This is a genomic window from Hymenobacter daeguensis (assembly GCF_054780555.1).
In genome coordinates, this window is the sequence record NZ_BAAGWC010000001.1 from 249083 (window position 1) to 265437 (window position 16355).

Consider the following 16355-nt stretch of genomic DNA (forward strand, 5'->3'; position numbering starts at 1 on the left):
CTTTTTTAGTCCGGCAGCCCGGCGGCTTCGTGCAGCGCTGCTTTTTCCTCCTTCCAGAACAAGTGGAGGCCGGCCCGCATGGCCACCAGCCACGCGGCGCCGCCGGCAAAGCCGGCCACCACGTCGGTGGCGTAGTGCGCGTGCAGGTAGATGCGCGTGAGGCCGATGAGCCCCGACCACACCAGCAACGGCAGCACCCAGCCCGGCCGCCCAAAATGCCGCGCCAGCAGCCAGGCCAGGCAGCCGTAAAACGTGAGCCCCAGCATGGCATGGCCGCTCGGGAAGCTCAGCCCCCAGGTATGCAGCAGCTTGTTGGCAGGCCGGGGACGGTTGAAATACAGCTTCAGCAACTGGTTCAGCAGCACACTGCCCAACATAGTGAACACAAACTCCAGGGCTTCGCGCCGGTGCCCGGCGTGGCGCAGCCACAGGGGCGCAACAATGCTGGCAGGCAGCAAAAAGAAGAGCGAACCGAAAAACGTGATGAAATCGGCCGGCCAGTCGAGCCACGGCTGGGCCTGCTGCCATCCGTTCACCACGTTCGTGGCCCAGCTGTCCAGCGCCATCGAATGGTGCACAAACACCACCCGCGCCATGTAGAAAAACACGGCAAACGCCGCCACGAACAGTGCCACGCCCAGGGTAATTTCGGCGGTGAGCAAGCCAGCCAGCGCCAGCAAACGGGAAGTAAGGCGATTCATAGGCACACCACGGCCACCGGGCCGCTTCAGTGAAAGTTACCTCAACTACGCAAAACGAAAAAAGCCAGTCCGGTTTGGACTGGCTTTTTCTTTACGTGCGCTCGGAGAGACTCGAACTCTCACACCTTGCGGAACTGCCGCCTGAAGACAGCGCGTCTACCAATTTCGCCACAAGCGCAGGCTGGGCTAAAAAACCGCTCATTCGGGAGGAGGAGCGGCCTTTTGATGCTGCAAAGATACAGCTTCGAATTGTAGCGGCGCAACTTTGCATCCCAAATTTTTCTGCCGGATTCGTGGCTAAAAGCTACCGGCAATTGTTTTTCAGCCACTTGTAGCGTCATTTTTTTTTGTTTTTCGCCGCTTTTTGAATGCCAACGACTCAAAACGACTCCTTTTTTGCCGGAAAAGTGCCTGAACCGCTCGTCGGCTACGACCGGGTGGCGTGGTGCTACGACCTGCTGGCGGGCCTTGTCTTCGGGTCGGCGCTGCGCAATACCCAACGGGCGGCGCTGGACGGCCTGCCCACCGGAGCCCCGCAGGTGCTCATTCTGGGCGGCGGCACGGGCTGGGTGCTCACGGAAGTGCTGCGCCGCCGGCCGGCTGCCACGGTGCTCTACCTCGAGGCCTCGCCCCGGATGCTGGCCCGCAGCCGCGCCCGACTGGCCCGCGAATGCCCGGCCGCCACGGCACAAGTCGATTTCCGCCACGGCACGCAAGAGGCGCTGAGGGCCGGCGAAAGCTTTGATGCCATCATCACCTTTTTCGTGCTCGACTGCATTCCTCTGCCGGAAATTGCCGGTGCCCTGGCGCGGCTGCGCGCGGCCCTGCGGCCGGGTGCGCCCTGGCTGCTGGCCGATTTCCGGCCCGCCCGCCGGGGCTGGCGGCGCTGGCTGCTGGCGGCCATGTACTTCTTTTTCCGCCTCACCACCGGCCTGCGGGCACGGGAGCTGCCCCGGCTGCGCCCGGCCCTGGCCCGGCTGGGGATGCGCCCGGCCCGGCGCCGGCTTTTTTTCGGCGGCGCGGTGGAAGGGGCTGTTTTTCATGAATATGCCCGTTGAGTGGTTCCCTTGATATTTAACAACACCACCGTACGTAGTTAAAACATAATTTTATCATTATCAAGAGCCATTAAGAGTAGATTGTAGCTTATTCTATTGTAAATTTTCCGCAACTTTGCACTCGGTATCTACTCGACATCGTTGCCGCATTCCTTGTTTTCCTATTATTTCTGTCCATGAAGCACGTTACTACTATTTTATTTGCCCTGAGCCTGGGCGCTTTGGAGGCCGCTGCCCAAACGGCCCCGCCGGCCCCCGCCAAAGCCAAGGCCCCCGTTAAAGCAAAACCCGTGGGGAAGGCCCCGGTACCGGTTAAGCCGGTTCTCAAACCCGCTCCCCTCAAGCCAGTACCCGGCAAACCGGCCCCGGCCAAAGCCGTGGTGCCGGCCCGGCCGGCGGCCCCGGTAGGCAAGGCTCCGGCGCCCGTGCCTGCGCCACCCGCCGCCCCAGCCGGGACACCGGCCCCGGCCCCGGAAATGGCAGCCCCGGCGGCCAAAGCACCGGCCCCGCCCAAGCCCGACACGGGCCCGGCCGTGCGCTACACCTTTGCCTTTCCCAACGCCGTGCACCACGAGGCCAAGGTGACGGCCACCTTCGCGGGGCTGCCGCCTGGGCCACTGCACGTGCGCATGGCGCGCAGCTCGCCGGGGCGCTACTCGCTGCACGACTTCTCTAAGAACGTGTACTACGTGGTGGCCACCGATGGCGCCAACCACCCGCTGCCGCTGAACCGCCCCGACCCGTATGGCTGGGACGTGACGCCTGCCGCCGACGGCACCGTGATTTTCAGCTACACGCTTTACGGCGACCAGACCGACGGCACGTATGTAGGCATCGACCAGCAGCACGCCCACCTCAACGGGCCGGCCGCGCTGTGCTACGCCACCGGCCTGGAGGGGCGCGCCGCCGAAATCAAATACGACCTGCCGGCCACCTGGAAAGTGGCCACGCAGCTGCGCCAGGGAGCTGATAAGAACATTTTCACGGCCCCCAACCTGCAGTACCTCATGGACAGCCCGGTTTCGCTGGGGGCGCAGCAGGTGCGCAGCTGGCAGGAAGGCGACCAGACCATTGAGCTGGCAGCGCTGTACCTGGGCTCGAACGCGGAGCTGGACAACTACGCCAAGAAAATCCAGAAGGTGGTGAAGGAGGAAAAGGCGGTATTCGGCGAGATGCCGGTGTTCGATTTCGCCCGCTACACCTTCATTGCCGACTACCTGAGCCAGGCCACCGGCGACGGCATGGAGCACCGCAACTCCACGTCGCTCACCAGCCCGCGCCCGCTCAAGGACGAGGACGAAATCCGTAACCTGGGCACCGTGGCCCACGAGTTTTTCCATGCCTGGAACGTGGAGCGCCTGCGTCCGAAAGACCTGGAGCCCTTCGACTTCCAGCGCGTGAACATGAGCGACAACCTCTGGTTTGCCGAGGGTTTCACGCAGTACTACGGCCGCCTGGCTTTGCGCCGCGCCAAGCTGATTGAGGACGAAGAATTCTTCGACGACATCAGCCGCTGGGTGAACCTGCGCCAGAACAGCCCCGGTGCCCGCTACGCGTCGGCCATCGACATGAGCCGGCAGGCCGCCTTCACCGACCGCTCGGGCAGCAGCGCGCCGATGAACCTGGTGAACACCAACTTGTCGTACTACGACCAGGGCGCGGGCATTGCCCTGGTGCTCGACCTGCAGCTGCGCCAGCACCACCGCTCCTCGCTCGATAAGTTCATGCAGGCCATGTGGCTGCAGTATGGCAAGAAGCAGAGCGGCTACGCGCCTACTGCGCCCTACACCACCCGCGACCTGCAGCGCGTGCTGGGCGAGGTGAGCAAGGACACCGTGTTTGCCAGCCGCTTTTTCCGGCAGTACATCTACGGCCGTGAGCAGCCGCGCTTCAGCGAAAACCTGCTGGTGGCCGGCCTGGCCGTGATTCCGACGCGGGCGCTCGGCGCGGCGCTGTCGAACCAGGTGGAGTTTGACGAAGAAGGCCGCTGCCTGGTGGCAAACAATACGCAGATTGGCTCGGGCCTGTACAAGGCCGGCATTGACCGGGGCGACCAGCTGGTGGTGCTCGACGGGCAGGAATTGAAAAGCCCCGGCGACCTCGACGGCGTGCTGCACAAGCACTCGCCCAGCGACGTGGTGTTTGTGAAGGTGAAAACCCGGGGCGGCGTGGAGCGCACCACCCAGCTCATTCTGGCCGAAGACCCCAACGTGGGCGTGAAGCCCGTGGAAGCGGTGGAGAAGATGACGCTGTCGCCGGCCCAGAAAGCGCTGCGCGAAGCCTGGCTGGCCAGCCAGGCCTCCAACTAGGCGCGTTCGGTCTGATTTCGGAGGGCCCCGCCGGGCCGGTACCGCAGCTTGCGGCCGGCCTGGCGGGGCTTTTTCGGGTCTGGGCACGCGCAAAGCAGCCGATGCCGGGCGAGCCGCTATAGTTGAATTCTTAAAAAGCGTCATCTTTACCGGCGAAACAGCTGCCCGTAATGAAAAGGGGCCCGGTGCGATAAAGACTGTCGCAAGCCCGGGCCACCCTTTTTTTGGATTCCCGAACCGCTTCATCGTTTCCCACACTCCTTCTTCCCATGGAAATTTTCGATAAGCTCACCAACGCCGCCAAGGATTTTTTCATCGAGCCGGAAGACAAGCCGGCGGCACCGGCCACGCCGCCTACGGCCCAGTTTGGCGCTACCGCTCCGGCGGCCCCGGGCGCCGCGCCGGCTCAGCCCACCGGCGCGGCCGTGAACCAGCCGGAACAGCGCCACCTCGACCACATTGCGGGCCTGCTGGCCGGCGATGGCAAGGACTTTGGCGCCTACATGAAGATGGTGAAGAGCATGGCCGCTGCCGGCATGAGCGGCCCCCTGCTCTACCAAACGGCCTTCAATGCCTTCTCGGCGGTGAACGGCGGCACGGTGCCGGCGCTGCTGAATTCGGCCACGCAGTTTGAGCAAACCCTGCTGGCGGACCGCGAAAAAGTGCTGGCCCGCCACCGCGAAAAAATGGGCGAAGCCAGCCTGCCCGGGGCCGCGCCCAGCGCCGTGGTGCAGCTGGCAGCGCAGGAAAAAAAGCTGTCCGACGAGCTGGCTGAGCTCACCAAACAGCTCCAGGCCAAGCAGCAGCAGCTGCAGCAAACGCAGCAGCAGCTGGCCGAAGAGCGCCAGAAAACGCAGTCGGCCCTGACGAGCTACGAGCTGGCCAACGCCGCCGCCATGGCCGACCTGCGCGCCCATCACAAAGCTGCCGAAACCTTTCTGACGGCCACCAAATAACGTTTCCTTTCCCCTTTTTCTGCACCATGAATACTCCCTTATTAGGGCCGCCGTCGCCGGCCGATGGCCTGCCCTCCTGGCAAAAACCCGAGAAAGTAGCGGGCTGGGTTTTCGTGGCCGCGCTGGTGGGCGCGGGCGTGTACTACTGGGGCCAGATTCTGCCCTATCTGATTGACATCATTTTCGATACCGTGAAGCTGGGCATTGGCCTGGGGGTGCTGTTCGTGCTGTTTCTGCTGGCCACCAACAAGCGGATTCAGGCGGGCCTGTGGTACCTGGGGCAGCGCATTTTCCGCACGGCGGCCAGCATTTTTGTGAATACCGACCCCATCGGCATCATGGAGGACTACATCTCGAACACCGAGAAGGAGGCCCGCAAGATGGACGCCGAGGTGACCAACATCGAAGGCGCGCACGAGCTGGTGAAGCGCAAGCTGGCCGCCAACGAGGCGCAGATGAAGGAATACCTGGCCCTGGCGTCCGCGGCCACCCGCCAGGGCGAGAAGGACAGTGCCGAGAGCTACGCCATGCGCGCCGCCCAGCTCGAAGACTACAACCGCCGCCTGCAGCCCATGGCCACCACCACGGCCAACGTGAGCCTGGTGATGCGCCAGATTCTGAAAGCGGCCCTGCGGCAGATTGACAACAGCAAGTTCAAGGTCAACCTGCTGAAGGACGAGTACGCGCTGGTGAAACGCACCAGCTCGGGCATGCGCGCGGCCATGAACATCCTGCGCGGCGACCCCGACAAGAAGTATTTCTTCGACCTGGCCACCGACCGCGTGGCCGAGGACATGGCCCAGCAGCTGGGCCAGATTAAGCAGGCCATGCGCTACTCGCAGGAGTTCGTGAAGGAGATGGACATCCAGAACGGCGTGATGAGCGAGAAGGGCCAGCGCCTGCTCGACAAATACCAGAAGGGCGAGTTCAACGCCATTATGGACAATGAGCCGCCGGTACGCATGAACGTGGCCGCCACCCGGCAGGCTACCGATGACGCGTATGGCAAGCTGCTGGACTAACCCCTGACCCTAAGTCTTTTCCTACTTCACCTTACCCCTTTTTTCATGCGCCTCACCTTTGCGAGCAAGGCCATCATCGCGGCCATCATTCTCATTGGCCTGTATTTCGGCATCCGCCGCTTCACGGCCAGCAACCCCGAGCTGGCCCAGACGGCCCAGTCGTCCCGCTCGGCCATCGACCCGGTGGCGGATACCACCAGCAGCTCAACCGCTTCGACTCAAAGCCCGGCGGCGGCGGGTGCCAAGCCGGCCTTTACCTACACCGCGCCCGAGCCGGTGAACGGCAAGCTGAAGGGCGTGGTGGAGCTGGGGGCCAGCGGCTTCAACTCGTTCATCGTCCGCATCGACCCGCAACGCACCTGGAAGCTGGAAAAAGCCGATTTCGGCAACAGCCTGGTGATGGAAAACATGGCCTCGGACGACGACATCCGCAAGGGCCTGAAGGCCTACATCGGCCAGATGCTGGATTTTGGCGTGGGCGGGCGCGACATTCATTTCGTGGTGAGCTCCGGCGCGCTGAAGGCCGAAGGCACGGCCAAAATCATCAAGGTGCTGAAGGGCCTGGGCTACGTGGTGAACACCGTGACGCCCGAGAAGGAAGGCATCCTGGGCCTGCGCTCGGTGCTGCCGGCCTCGTTTGCCGACCGCGCTTTCGTGGCCGACATTGGCTCGGGCAACACCAAAATTTCGTGGCTCGATGGCAATACGCCGAAGTCGGTGGAGACCTTCGGCGCTAAATACTTCGAGAAGGGCACCTCCGATGACGTGGTGGCCGCCGAGGTGAAAGAGAAAGCCAACCAGGTGCCGGCCGACCTGCGCGGCACCTGCTTCATCATCGGCGGGGTGCCGTTTGAGATGGCCAAGAAGGTGCGCAACGGCAAGGAGCGTTTCACGGTGCTCGACGCGCCCGGCGCCTACCAGCTCGACAACGCCAAGTCGAAGGCCGGCCTCAACATCTACAAAGCCATTGCCCAGGCCACCGGCTGCAAGCAGTTCGTGTTTGACTGGGACGCCAACTTCACCATCGGCTACCTGCTCACGCTGCCCAATTAGCCGCTTATTTCCAGCGAATGAAAACGCCCCGCCGAAAATCGGCGGGGCGTTTTTGTAGGGTGCGGGGCTTGCCCCCGCCCGCCGTTGAACAACTGATGCGTAATTCGTGCAACGACGGACGGGGGCAAGCCCCGCACCCTACTCAAAACACTTGCCCGGCCAGCCCGTTTCTTTGGCTCCCCAAGCTCCTCAGATTTTCGCCCGATGGCCCAACGCATTTCCTACCTCCGCAACGAAGCGCTGCCCACCGTGAAGCCCGGCTACCCCGGCAACAAGCTTTTCGGCCAGGAATTCGCCAACGGCGAAGACTTATTCGAACCCAGCTTTGCCAACGTGCTGAAGTGGCAGCTCTCGACCAATCCGCAGAAGGAAGAGAAAAAGCGCGACACCTGGGCCCCGGAAGTGGTGGACTGCACGGCCGCGTTTTCGGCCACCGAGGACATGCTGGTGTGGCTGGGCCACTCCTGCTTTCTGCTGCGGGCGGCGGGCGTGTCGCTGCTGTTTGACCCGGTGCTGTTCAGCTCCATCGGCCTGCGTCACCGCCACGCCCTCCCCTGCCCGCCCGAGGCCATTCGCAGCCTCGACTACCTGCTGCTCTCGCACGGCCACCGCGACCACCTGGACGAGAAATCCATCAAGCTCCTAGCCGCGCAAAACCCGCAGATGCAGGTGCTCTCGTCGCTGCGCATGGCGCCGCTGCTGCGCGGCATGGCCCCCGGCCTGCAGGTGCAGGAAGCCGGCTGGTGGCAGCAATACGACCTCGGGCCCGGTTCGCCGCTCGACATCACCTACCTGCCCGCCGCCCACTGGCACCGCCGCGGCCTCACCGACCTGAACCGCGTGCTCTGGGGCAGCTTCATGCTTCGGGTCAATGACAAGCTCATCTACTTCGCCGGCGATACCGCCTACGCCGACCACTTCGAGCAGATTGAAGCCCGCTTCGGCCCCGTCGATATTGCCCTGATGCCCATCGGGGCCTACAAGCCGGCCTACATGATGGCCCAGAGCCACGTCAACCCCCACGAAGCGGCCAAGGCCGTGAACGTGCTGCGGGCCGGCCACGTGGTGCCCATGCACCACGGCACCTTCGCCCTGGCCGACGAGCCCGCCTCCGAGCCCCTGCGCCAGCTAACGGAAGTGGCGGCCGGCGGCATGCTGCGCGGCAAGCTGCACGCGCCCGCCGTGGGCGAAATCATGCGCTGGCAGGACTGGGAGTAGGGAGGTTTTGGGTTTTGAATGTTGAGGGTTGAATGAGGAATGCCTCGTTAGAGGGTAGCTTTGACCCTGATTTCGGATTGAGAGGAACTCAGTAAGCTCAATCAACCCTCAACCTTCAACACTCAACCCTTCCGAATGTCGCCAACGCTAGTTCTGAGCCTCGTTGCGGGCTACTTTGTCGTCCTCATCATCATTGCCCTGCTCACGTCGCGGGGCGCCACGAGTGAGAGTTTTTTCGTGGCCAACCGCAATGCGCCGTGGTATATGGTGGCGTTTGCCATGATTGGCACCTCGCTGTCGGGCGTCACCTTCATCTCGGTGCCGGGCAACGTGTACGGCAAAAGCTGGAGCTACCTGGCCGTGGCCCTGGGCTTTGTGGCGGGGTATTTCGTGATTGGCACCGTGCTGCTGCCGCTGTATTACCGGCTGCGGCTGGTGAGCATCTATTCCTACCTGGAGCAGCGCTTTGGCTACTGGAGCTACAAGACCGGAGCGCTTTATTTCCTGATTTCGCGCTCCCTGGGCTCGGCCCTGCGGCTGTACCTGGTGGCGGGCGTGCTGCAGCTGGCCGTGTTCGATAAGATGGGCGTACCGTTTGCCGTGACGGTGATGGTGAGCATCTTCTTCATCTACCTCTACACCTTCAAGGGCGGGCTCAAAACCATTCTCTGGACCGATACTTTCCAAACGCTGGCCATGCTGAGCTGCGTGGCCCTGAGCATCTACTTCATGTCGGATGCGCTGAATTATTCCTTCGGCAAGCTGGTGAGCTCGGTGCGCGAAAGCCACATGTCGCAGGTCTATTTCTCGGATTTTCGGGACGATAAATTCTTCTGGAAGCAGTTCGCCTCCGGCATGTTCATCACCATCGTGATGACCGGGCTCGACCAGGATTTGATGCAGAAAAACCTGAGCTGCCGCAGCCTCGGCGAGGCGCAGAAGAACCTGTTCTGGTTCACGCCGGTCATCGTGTGCGTCAACATTCTGTTTCTCACGCTGGGCGTGCTCATGTACCAGTACGCCGCCGCCCGGGGCCTGCACCTGGAGCAGCTGACCTCGCTCCAGAAGCTCAACGGCACCTTGGATACCGACAAGGTTTTCCCCTTCCTGGCCACCACGCAGTTCTCGCTGGCGGCGGGCATCATCTTCATCCTGGGCATCATCGCCGTCACCTACGCCTCGGCCGACTCGGCCCTGACCTCGCTCACCACCTCGTTCTGCATCGATTTTCTGAACATCAAACAATACCCCGAGGCCCAGCAGGCCCGCGTGCGCCAGCTCACGCACCTGGGCTGGTCGGTGGTGCTCATCGTCATCATCCTCATCTTCCGCGCCCTCAACGAGCAGAGCCTGATTGATGCCGTGTACAAAGCCGCCGGCTTCACCTACGGGCCGCTGCTGGGCCTGTTCGCCTTCGGTATTTTCACCCAGCGCCAGCTGCGCGACCGGCTGGTGCTGCCCACCTGCACGGCTGCCGTGCTGCTCACGCTGCTCATCGTGTCGCACTCCGTGGAGTGGCTGAACGGCTACAAGTTCGGCTTCGAAATCCTGCTGCTCAATGGCTTGCTGGTGTATCTGGGCCTGCTGGCCATTTCGCGCCCCGGCCCGGCCGTGAACCTGACCGCCGAACCTACGGTTTAACTTTCTATGACCAAGCCTTTCTTCTCGCTCCTGCTGCTGGCGGCTGCTCCGGCGGCGTTTGCCCAGCAGCCCGGCACGCCCGCTACGGCCCCGGCCAAAGCCCCCATCGTGCTGAAATCCGGCCACATGCAGGTGCAGGCCCACGGCGCCGCCAACCGGCCCGACAAAGCCCCCTCCTTCCCCGGCGGGGCGCCCGCGCTGGGTGTGTTTTTTCAGCAGCACGTAAAATATCCGGAGGCCGCGCGCGTCAAAAAGATTACCGGCAACGTGCTGCTGACGGCCACCGTGGGCGTCGATGGCACCCTGAGCGACTTCAAAGTAGCCCAATCGCTCTCGCCGGAGTGCGATGCGGAAGCCCTTCGCGCCGCCGCGCAGCTGCCGGCCTGGCAGCCCGCCACCCGCAAGGGCGTGCCCGTGCCGGTGATGATTCAGCTGCCCGTGCCGTTTGCAAACGGGGAGGTGTTGAAAGTTGAGAAGTAAAAATCGTTTGTCATCCTGAGCGGAGCGAAGGACCTTATCACGTTTGCATCGGTTGATTTACTGCAAACTGTTCACCAGTGATAAGGTCCTTCGCTGCGCTCAGGATGACACAAGCCACTCACCCAGCCTTCATCTGCTCCTCACCCCTACCGGGCGTATTTGCCCCGTTATTATTAGCCGAATTATCCCCGCCCGATGGCAAGAAGTGGACTAAATACCAGCGGCAGCGACGCCACCGCCGACCTGCCCAAACCGAAAGTAAGCAAAGAGTCGCTCCAGCGCGGCCTGCGGATATTCCGCTACGTGCTGCCCTATCGCGCCAAATTCATCGTGGGCATGGTGCTGCTGGTGCTCAGCAGCCTCAGCACCATGTCGTTTCCGTGGATATCGGGCAAGCTGGTGAACGTGGCCACCGGCGAGCCGCTGGTGCTGCCCGGTGGTATCTCGCTTGATATCAACCGCGTGGCCTTGGGCCTGTTTCTCGTAACGGTGATGCAGGGGCTGTTTTCGTTTGGGCGCATCTGGTTTTTCACGCAGGTGAGCGAGTTCACAGTGCGCGATATCCGACAGGCGCTCTACGCCAAATTCGTGCAGTTGCCCATTCCATTTTATGAGAAAAACCGCGTGGGGGCCATCACCTCGCGCATTACGTCCGACGTTGGCCAGATTCAGGACTCGTTTTCGCTGACGCTGGCCGAGCTGTTCCGGCAGGTGTTTACGCTGGTGGGCGGCATCGCCTTCATCATGGTGGTGTCGTGGAAACTGTCGCTGTTTATGCTGCTGACATTCCCGCCCATTGTGCTGGCGGCGGGGCTGTTTGGGCGCAAAATCCGGACGCTCTCCAAGACCGTGCAGCAGGAGCTGGCCCACACCAACACCATTGTGGAAGAAACGCTGCAGGCCATCAATTCGGTGAAGGCCTACACCAATGAAAAGTTTGAAACCGGCCGCTACAATACCTCGCTGAGCAAGGTGGTGCGGGCGGCGCTGCAAAGCAATTTGTACCGCGGCGCCTTCGTGTCGTTTGTGATTATTGGCCTGTTCGGCGGCATCATTCTGGTGCTGTGGCGCGGGGCCACGCTGGTGCACACCCCCGTGACAGACCCCAACCACCTCAAAATCGGCGACCTTACGGCCTTCATCATCTACACGGCTTTCATCGGGGCCTCGGTGGCGGGGCTGGGCGAAATTTACGGCAAGGTGCAGAGCACGCTGGGGGCCTCCGAGCGCATTCTCGAAATTCTGGACGAAGCGCCCGAGCCCACGCACATTGAGCCCGCCGTGGGGCTGGCCCCGGCTCGTATTCACGGCGACATCCGCTACGAGCACGTGGCCTTCCGCTACCCCACCCGGCCCGACGTGCCGGTGCTGTCGGACATTGATTTCCACATCGCGGCGGGCGAGAAAATTGCCCTCGTGGGCCCCAGCGGCGCGGGCAAAAGCACCATTGCCGGCCTGCTGATGCAGTTTTATCCGCTCAGCGGTGGCCGCATCATTGTGGATGGGCACGACGTGCAGGACTACGACCTCACGGCCCTGCGCCGCCACATCGGCATCGTGCCGCAGGAAACACTGCTCTTCGGCGGCACCATCCGCGAGAACATTGCCTACGGCAAGTCCGACGCCTCCGACGCCGAAATCATCGAAGCCGCCCAGCGGGCTAACGCCTGGCAGTTCATCCAGGCCTTCCCCGAAGCGCTGGACACGGTGGTGGGCGACCGGGGCATCAAGCTCTCGGGCGGGCAGCGCCAGCGCGTGGCCATTGCCCGCGCCATCCTGAAAAACCCCGCCATCCTGATTCTCGACGAAGCCACGTCCTCGCTCGACAGCGAAAGCGAAAAGCTGGTGCAGGGCGCCCTCGATGAGCTGATGCAGCACCGCACCAGCCTCATCATCGCCCACCGCCTTTCGACAATTCGGAAGGTTGATAAAATCCTGGTCATCGACGGCGGCCGCATCGTGGAAGCCGGCTCGCACGAGGAGCTGAGCGAGCGCGAAGGCGGGCTGTACGCGAATCTGCTGCGACTGCAGTTTGAGTTGACGTAAGACTCGATTTAGCATACACGATTACGGCCCTTGCTTCGTTAGCCTTAGCGAAGCAAGGGCCGTCATTATTTGCAGCTATGAACTCTACGCAAGCAAAACATGCCTTAGGCAAAAGTCGCAGGAGTGAGATTTCCCTGCCGATTATGCCTGCATATGCGGGATGTCTGCTGATATTGGTTCTGTTCTTTTTGTTCCGCTATGGCACTCAAATGACTGAGATGGGCCTTGTTCCCAACAGCCATTTGCCAATTACACAAACTATTCAGTGTGGGCCAGAACCTATTTACGCGGTGATTAGCATAGACCGAAACAACAATCTTTCTTTTGAATTGCCAAGCAATGAGATACAAACTGCGGCTATCCAAAACGTGGTAGCAAAGCATGGCATTGCTTTCCGTACTTCAGAATCAACTGAATTAAAGTCTCTTCCATTTCTGGCTGTAGCGGTTGAACAACTACCTCAGCTTTTGTCACTGCCCTACAACCGCCGCAATCAACTAGCTGAGCTAGCTAAATTTAAGCCTCTTTGTGACTCACAGCTAATAGAATGTATTCTGGCAGCCCGAGACTACGCACAATGCGCTTATCAGCGGTCAATCGTTATTTCCTTCAGATGTGACACTGAAATGAAAACTGGCAGAATGATGCACTTGGTAGACGCCCTTCAAGCGAATGGATTTAGTCGTTTTGAATATCAGAATCAGATTTGGTAAGGCTCGATTCCAACTGACTCACAAATTGTAAATCCTCAAAACCCGCGCCCCAAGTGCGGGTTTCGTATTTTTAACCCGACAACAACACTCCCTCACCCTTTCTCTTACTGATGAGCAAGCACTTCCTGAGTTTCTCCGCCGCTGTTGTGACGGCCGCTACCTTCCTGGCCGCCCCGGCCGCCCACGCCCAAATCAAGACGCCCGCCGCCAGCCCGCAGAGCACCATCACGCAGCGCGTGGGCCTGACGGATGTGACCATTATGTACTCGCGCCCCAGCGCCAAGGGCCGCAGCATCTTCGGCAGCGACAACTCGCTGGTACCGAATGGCAAGCGCTGGCGCACCGGCGCCAATGCCACCACCAGCATCAAGTTTTCCGACGATGTGACCATTGAGGGCAAGAAGGTGCCGGCCGGCGAGTACGGCATCTACACCATTCCGCGGCCCGGCGAGTGGACCGTGGTGCTGAACAAAAGCCTCAAGCAAGGCGCTGACGTAGAAGGCTTCAAGGAAGACCAGGACGTGGCCCGCTTCACCATCAAGCCCTACAAGCTGCCCGCCAAGGTCGAAACCTTCACCATCGCCTTCACCGACCTGACGCCCGCCACCGCCAACGTGGACATGGCCTGGGAAAACACCGGCGCCAAGTTTAAAATCACGGCCGATGTGGAGAGCAAGGTGATGGCCCAGATTGACGAGAAAGTCATCAAAGCCGCCGCGCCTGCGCCCGGCGACCTGGCCGCCGCGGCCGTGTATTACTACGACAGCAACAAGGACCTGAAGCAGGCCCTAACCTGGATGGAAAAGGCCAACGCCGCCGAGCCCACCAAGTACTGGAACCTGAACACCGAAGCCAAAATCCGCCTGAAAATGAAGGATTACAAAGGCGCCATGACAGCCGCCGAGGCGTCGAAGAAAGCGGCCCTAGCCGCCACGCCGCCCAACGGCGACTACGTGAAGATGGACGAGGAGCTGATTGCCGAAGCGAAGAAGATGGGCAAATAAGTCCTGACGCTGGTACCTCACCCCCGGCCCCTCTCCCGCGGAGAGGGGAGCCTGACGAGTTTAAAAGCAAAGCCCCGATTCCTGACGGAATCGGGGCTTTTTGTTTGCAGTTAATTCTGTTTCCGCGCCGCCGTGGCTCCCCTCTCCGCGGGAGAGGGGCCGGGGGTGAGGTGACGCAGTTAGGGCAGCACTTTTAGCACCAGCTGCGAGGCCTTTTCCGGCGTGTGGTAGAGGCGATGTGTGGCGGGCTGGAAGTCGCTTTCGTTGGCCTCAAAGATGTTGTCGACGTATTTCTGCGGGTTCCGGTCCACGAGCGGAAACCAGGTGCTTTGCACCTGCACCATGAGGCGGTGGCCGGGCCGGAAGGTGTGCATGAGGTCCTGCACGGTGAAGGGCACGGCGGTAATCTGGCCGGGCGTGAAGGGCTCGGGCTTGCTGAAACTGTTGCGGAAGCGGCCGCGCATCACCTCGGACCGCACCAGCTGCTGGTAGCCGCCCAGGTGGGCGCCGGGCGCGTTGCGCGGGTTGTCGCGGGCGCTGTCGGGGTACACGTCGATGATTTTCACGACCCAGTCGGCATCCGAGCCGGTGGTGGCCACTTGCAGCATCACCTCGATGGGGCCGGCCAGGGTGAGCGGGGCGGTGAGGACGTCGGTTTGGTAGGTGAGCACGTCGGGACGGCGGCTGGCGAAGCGCTGGTCGTCGGTCATGTACTCACGGGTCATGGCCGGGGCGGTGGCTTCGGTGTAGGGCACGGGATGGGCCGGGTCGCTCAGAAACTGGTCGAACTCGAAGTTGACTTCGGGGCGGCGGCGCTCATTGGTGCCCTCGGTAGGCGGGCTGAAGCTGAGGCCGCCGGCCTGGCGGAAGTAGAGCGTTCTGGCCTGGGCCTGCCTGGGTGGCCAGGCGTCGAACTGGCGCCACTGGTTGGTGCCGCTTTCGAAGACGGTGGCTTCGGGCAGCTTCGCGACGGCCGTGGGCTTGTCGTCTTTCAGGTAGGATTTGAAGAACGGGGCTTCCACGTTTTCCTGATACCACATGGACGTGGCCGCGCCGTAGCCCACGTTGCCCACCTGCTCGCCGGTGGTGTTGGCCCAGCCGCCGTGCACCCAGGGCCCCATCACGAGGCGGTTGGAGAGGCCGGGGTTTTGCTGCTCCAGCGCCTGGTAGGTGTGCAGAGCGCCGAACAGGTCCTCGGCATCGTTGAAGCCGCCCACGGTGAGCACGGCGGTTTTGATATTGCGCAGGTGCGGGCGGGGGTTGCGGGCCTGCCAGAAAGCGTCGTAGTTGGGATGCGCCACGAGGTCGTTCCAGTGCTTCACCTGGCCGTGAAAGAGCTGGGCATTCACGTTTTTGAGCGGGCCGAGGCGGTAGTAATAGTCGTAGCCGTCGGGGGTGCCCAGCTGCAACTCCTTGGGGTACGCGGCGGTGGGCTGCGGCCGGGGCTGGCCAAAACCGGCCCAGAAGCTCACGCCCGTGAGGAAAAATGCGCCGTTGTGGTGGTCATCGTCCCAGAACCAGTCCGTAACGGGTGCCTGCGGGCTGGCCGCTTTCAGGGCCGGGTGGCGGCTGAGCAGGCCCATGGTGGTGTAGAAGCCGGGGTAGGAAATGCCCCACTGGCCTACGCGGCCGTTGTTTTTCGGGCCGTGCCTGAGCAGAAATTCGATGGTATCGAAGGTGTCGGTGCCTTCGTCGATGTCTTTTTTGGTGGCGTGCTTTTCCAGGGCCGGGCGCACGTCCTCAAACGTGCCTTCCGACATGAATTTGCCCCGCACGTCCTGAAACGCGAAGATGTAGCCCTCGTGCAGCATGGCGCTGCTGGGGCTGATGCGCAGCAGGTACTTGCCCGGCCCGTACGGCCCGATGGAATACGGCGTGCGCTTCAGCATGATGGGGTAGCGCACCTTGTCGGCATCCTTCGGCGCGTACACGATGGTGTAGAGCTTCACGCCATCGCGCATCGGAATCTGATATTCCGTCTTCGTGAAATGCTGCCTGATGTAGGATGTATCGGCCAGAATGGTGGCCAGCATCTGCTTTTCGGCCGCTGAGGGCAGCGGGTAGGCAGTCTGAGCACGGGCTGGGGCAGCGGCCCAGGCAAGCACCGCTGCAGTGAGAAGGACGGTTGGTTTCATTGGGACTAAATGTAGCGCG

13 protein-coding genes and 1 tRNA gene are annotated in these 16355 nt (G+C 62.0%); 11 read left to right on the forward strand and 3 right to left on the reverse strand.

The window, feature by feature from the left end; all coding sequences use genetic code 11:
• Positions 1–5: 5 nt before the first annotated feature.
• Together ACYVHT_RS01085 and ACYVHT_RS01090 are read right to left on the reverse strand one after the other, a co-directional pair.
• Positions 6–701 carry a phosphatase PAP2 family protein gene (locus ACYVHT_RS01085; RefSeq protein ID WP_460547059.1) on the reverse strand — a complete coding sequence of 232 codons (696 nt, stop codon included), beginning with the start codon at positions 699–701 and terminating at the stop codon, positions 6–8.
• Between the two features lie 96 nt (positions 702–797).
• Positions 798–879: transfer RNA gene (locus tag ACYVHT_RS01090), tRNA-Leu, on the reverse strand.
• Positions 880–1108: 229 nt separating this feature from the next.
• Here ACYVHT_RS01090 and ACYVHT_RS01095 point away from each other — a divergent pair.
• The 11 genes from ACYVHT_RS01095 to ACYVHT_RS01145 all read left to right on the forward strand — a co-directional run bounded on the left by ACYVHT_RS01095 (position 1109) and on the right by ACYVHT_RS01145 (position 14201).
• Positions 1109–1759, forward strand: a complete 651-nt coding sequence (locus ACYVHT_RS01095; protein WP_460547061.1) for a class I SAM-dependent methyltransferase — start codon at positions 1109–1111, stop codon at positions 1757–1759.
• A gap of 176 nt (positions 1760–1935) precedes the next feature.
• On the forward strand, positions 1936–4068 hold the full coding sequence (locus tag ACYVHT_RS01100) for a M61 family metallopeptidase (RefSeq protein ID WP_460547063.1): 2133 nt from the start codon (positions 1936–1938) through the stop codon (positions 4066–4068).
• 269 nt (positions 4069–4337) lie between these two features.
• Positions 4338–5024, forward strand: coding sequence for a hypothetical protein (locus ACYVHT_RS01105; RefSeq protein WP_460547065.1), 687 nt, complete (start codon positions 4338–4340; stop codon positions 5022–5024).
• A gap of 26 nt (positions 5025–5050) precedes the next feature.
• The gene (locus tag ACYVHT_RS01110; protein ID WP_460547067.1) at positions 5051–6046 is read left to right on the forward strand and encodes a hypothetical protein; all 996 of its coding nucleotides are present in this window, start codon (positions 5051–5053) and stop codon (positions 6044–6046) included.
• A gap of 45 nt (positions 6047–6091) precedes the next feature.
• Positions 6092–7099, forward strand: a complete 1008-nt coding sequence (locus ACYVHT_RS01115; protein ID WP_460547069.1) for a hypothetical protein — start codon at positions 6092–6094, stop codon at positions 7097–7099.
• A 204-nt stretch (positions 7100–7303) separates the two neighbouring features.
• Positions 7304–8317 carry an MBL fold metallo-hydrolase gene (locus ACYVHT_RS01120; protein WP_460547071.1) on the forward strand — a complete coding sequence of 338 codons (1014 nt, stop codon included), beginning with the start codon at positions 7304–7306 and terminating at the stop codon, positions 8315–8317.
• Between the two features lie 135 nt (positions 8318–8452).
• Entirely contained in the window at positions 8453–9958 is a 1506-nt protein-coding gene (locus ACYVHT_RS01125) for a sodium:solute symporter (protein ID WP_460547073.1), read from the forward strand.
• A gap of 6 nt (positions 9959–9964) precedes the next feature.
• Positions 9965–10438 (forward strand): energy transducer TonB, encoded by a 474-nt coding sequence (locus tag ACYVHT_RS01130; RefSeq protein WP_460547075.1) that lies wholly within the window; start codon positions 9965–9967, stop codon positions 10436–10438.
• Positions 10439–10633: 195 nt separating this feature from the next.
• Positions 10634–12484, forward strand: coding sequence for an ABC transporter ATP-binding protein (locus tag ACYVHT_RS01135; RefSeq protein WP_460547077.1), 1851 nt, complete (start codon positions 10634–10636; stop codon positions 12482–12484).
• Between the two features lie 77 nt (positions 12485–12561).
• A complete protein-coding gene (locus ACYVHT_RS01140) occupies positions 12562–13197 on the forward strand; it encodes a hypothetical protein (protein ID WP_460547079.1) in 636 nt (211 codons plus the stop codon).
• A 110-nt stretch (positions 13198–13307) separates the two neighbouring features.
• Positions 13308–14201: a DUF2911 domain-containing protein gene (locus ACYVHT_RS01145; protein ID WP_460547080.1), complete on the forward strand. Its 894-nt coding sequence runs from the start codon at positions 13308–13310 to the stop codon at positions 14199–14201.
• 179 nt (positions 14202–14380) lie between these two features.
• On the opposite strand, the gene ACYVHT_RS01150 is transcribed toward ACYVHT_RS01145, so the two are convergent.
• Positions 14381–16336, reverse strand: a complete 1956-nt coding sequence (locus ACYVHT_RS01150) for a CocE/NonD family hydrolase (RefSeq protein WP_460547082.1) — start codon at positions 16334–16336, stop codon at positions 14381–14383.
• Positions 16337–16355 lie beyond the last annotated feature (19 nt).

What these genes read in the sequence shown, in the direction of transcription:
- ACYVHT_RS01085 (WP_460547059.1), bottom strand. Translation starts at nt 701, where the DNA reads ATGAATCGCCTTACTTCCCGTTTGCTGGCGCTGGCTGGCTTGCTCACC.
- ACYVHT_RS01100 (WP_460547063.1), top strand. Translation starts at nt 1,936, where the DNA reads ATGAAGCACGTTACTACTATTTTATTTGCCCTGAGCCTGGGCGCTTTG.
- ACYVHT_RS01105 (WP_460547065.1), top strand. Translation starts at nt 4,338, where the DNA reads ATGGAAATTTTCGATAAGCTCACCAACGCCGCCAAGGATTTTTTCATC.
- ACYVHT_RS01110 (WP_460547067.1), top strand. Translation starts at nt 5,051, where the DNA reads ATGAATACTCCCTTATTAGGGCCGCCGTCGCCGGCCGATGGCCTGCCC.
- ACYVHT_RS01115 (WP_460547069.1), top strand. Translation starts at nt 6,092, where the DNA reads ATGCGCCTCACCTTTGCGAGCAAGGCCATCATCGCGGCCATCATTCTC.
- ACYVHT_RS01120 (WP_460547071.1), top strand. Translation starts at nt 7,304, where the DNA reads ATGGCCCAACGCATTTCCTACCTCCGCAACGAAGCGCTGCCCACCGTG.
- ACYVHT_RS01125 (WP_460547073.1), top strand. Translation starts at nt 8,453, where the DNA reads ATGTCGCCAACGCTAGTTCTGAGCCTCGTTGCGGGCTACTTTGTCGTC.
- ACYVHT_RS01130 (WP_460547075.1), top strand. Translation starts at nt 9,965, where the DNA reads ATGACCAAGCCTTTCTTCTCGCTCCTGCTGCTGGCGGCTGCTCCGGCG.
- ACYVHT_RS01135 (WP_460547077.1), top strand. Translation starts at nt 10,634, where the DNA reads ATGGCAAGAAGTGGACTAAATACCAGCGGCAGCGACGCCACCGCCGAC.
- ACYVHT_RS01140 (WP_460547079.1), top strand. Translation starts at nt 12,562, where the DNA reads ATGAACTCTACGCAAGCAAAACATGCCTTAGGCAAAAGTCGCAGGAGT.
- ACYVHT_RS01145 (WP_460547080.1), top strand. Translation starts at nt 13,308, where the DNA reads ATGAGCAAGCACTTCCTGAGTTTCTCCGCCGCTGTTGTGACGGCCGCT.
- ACYVHT_RS01150 (WP_460547082.1), bottom strand. Translation starts at nt 16,336, where the DNA reads ATGAAACCAACCGTCCTTCTCACTGCAGCGGTGCTTGCCTGGGCCGCT.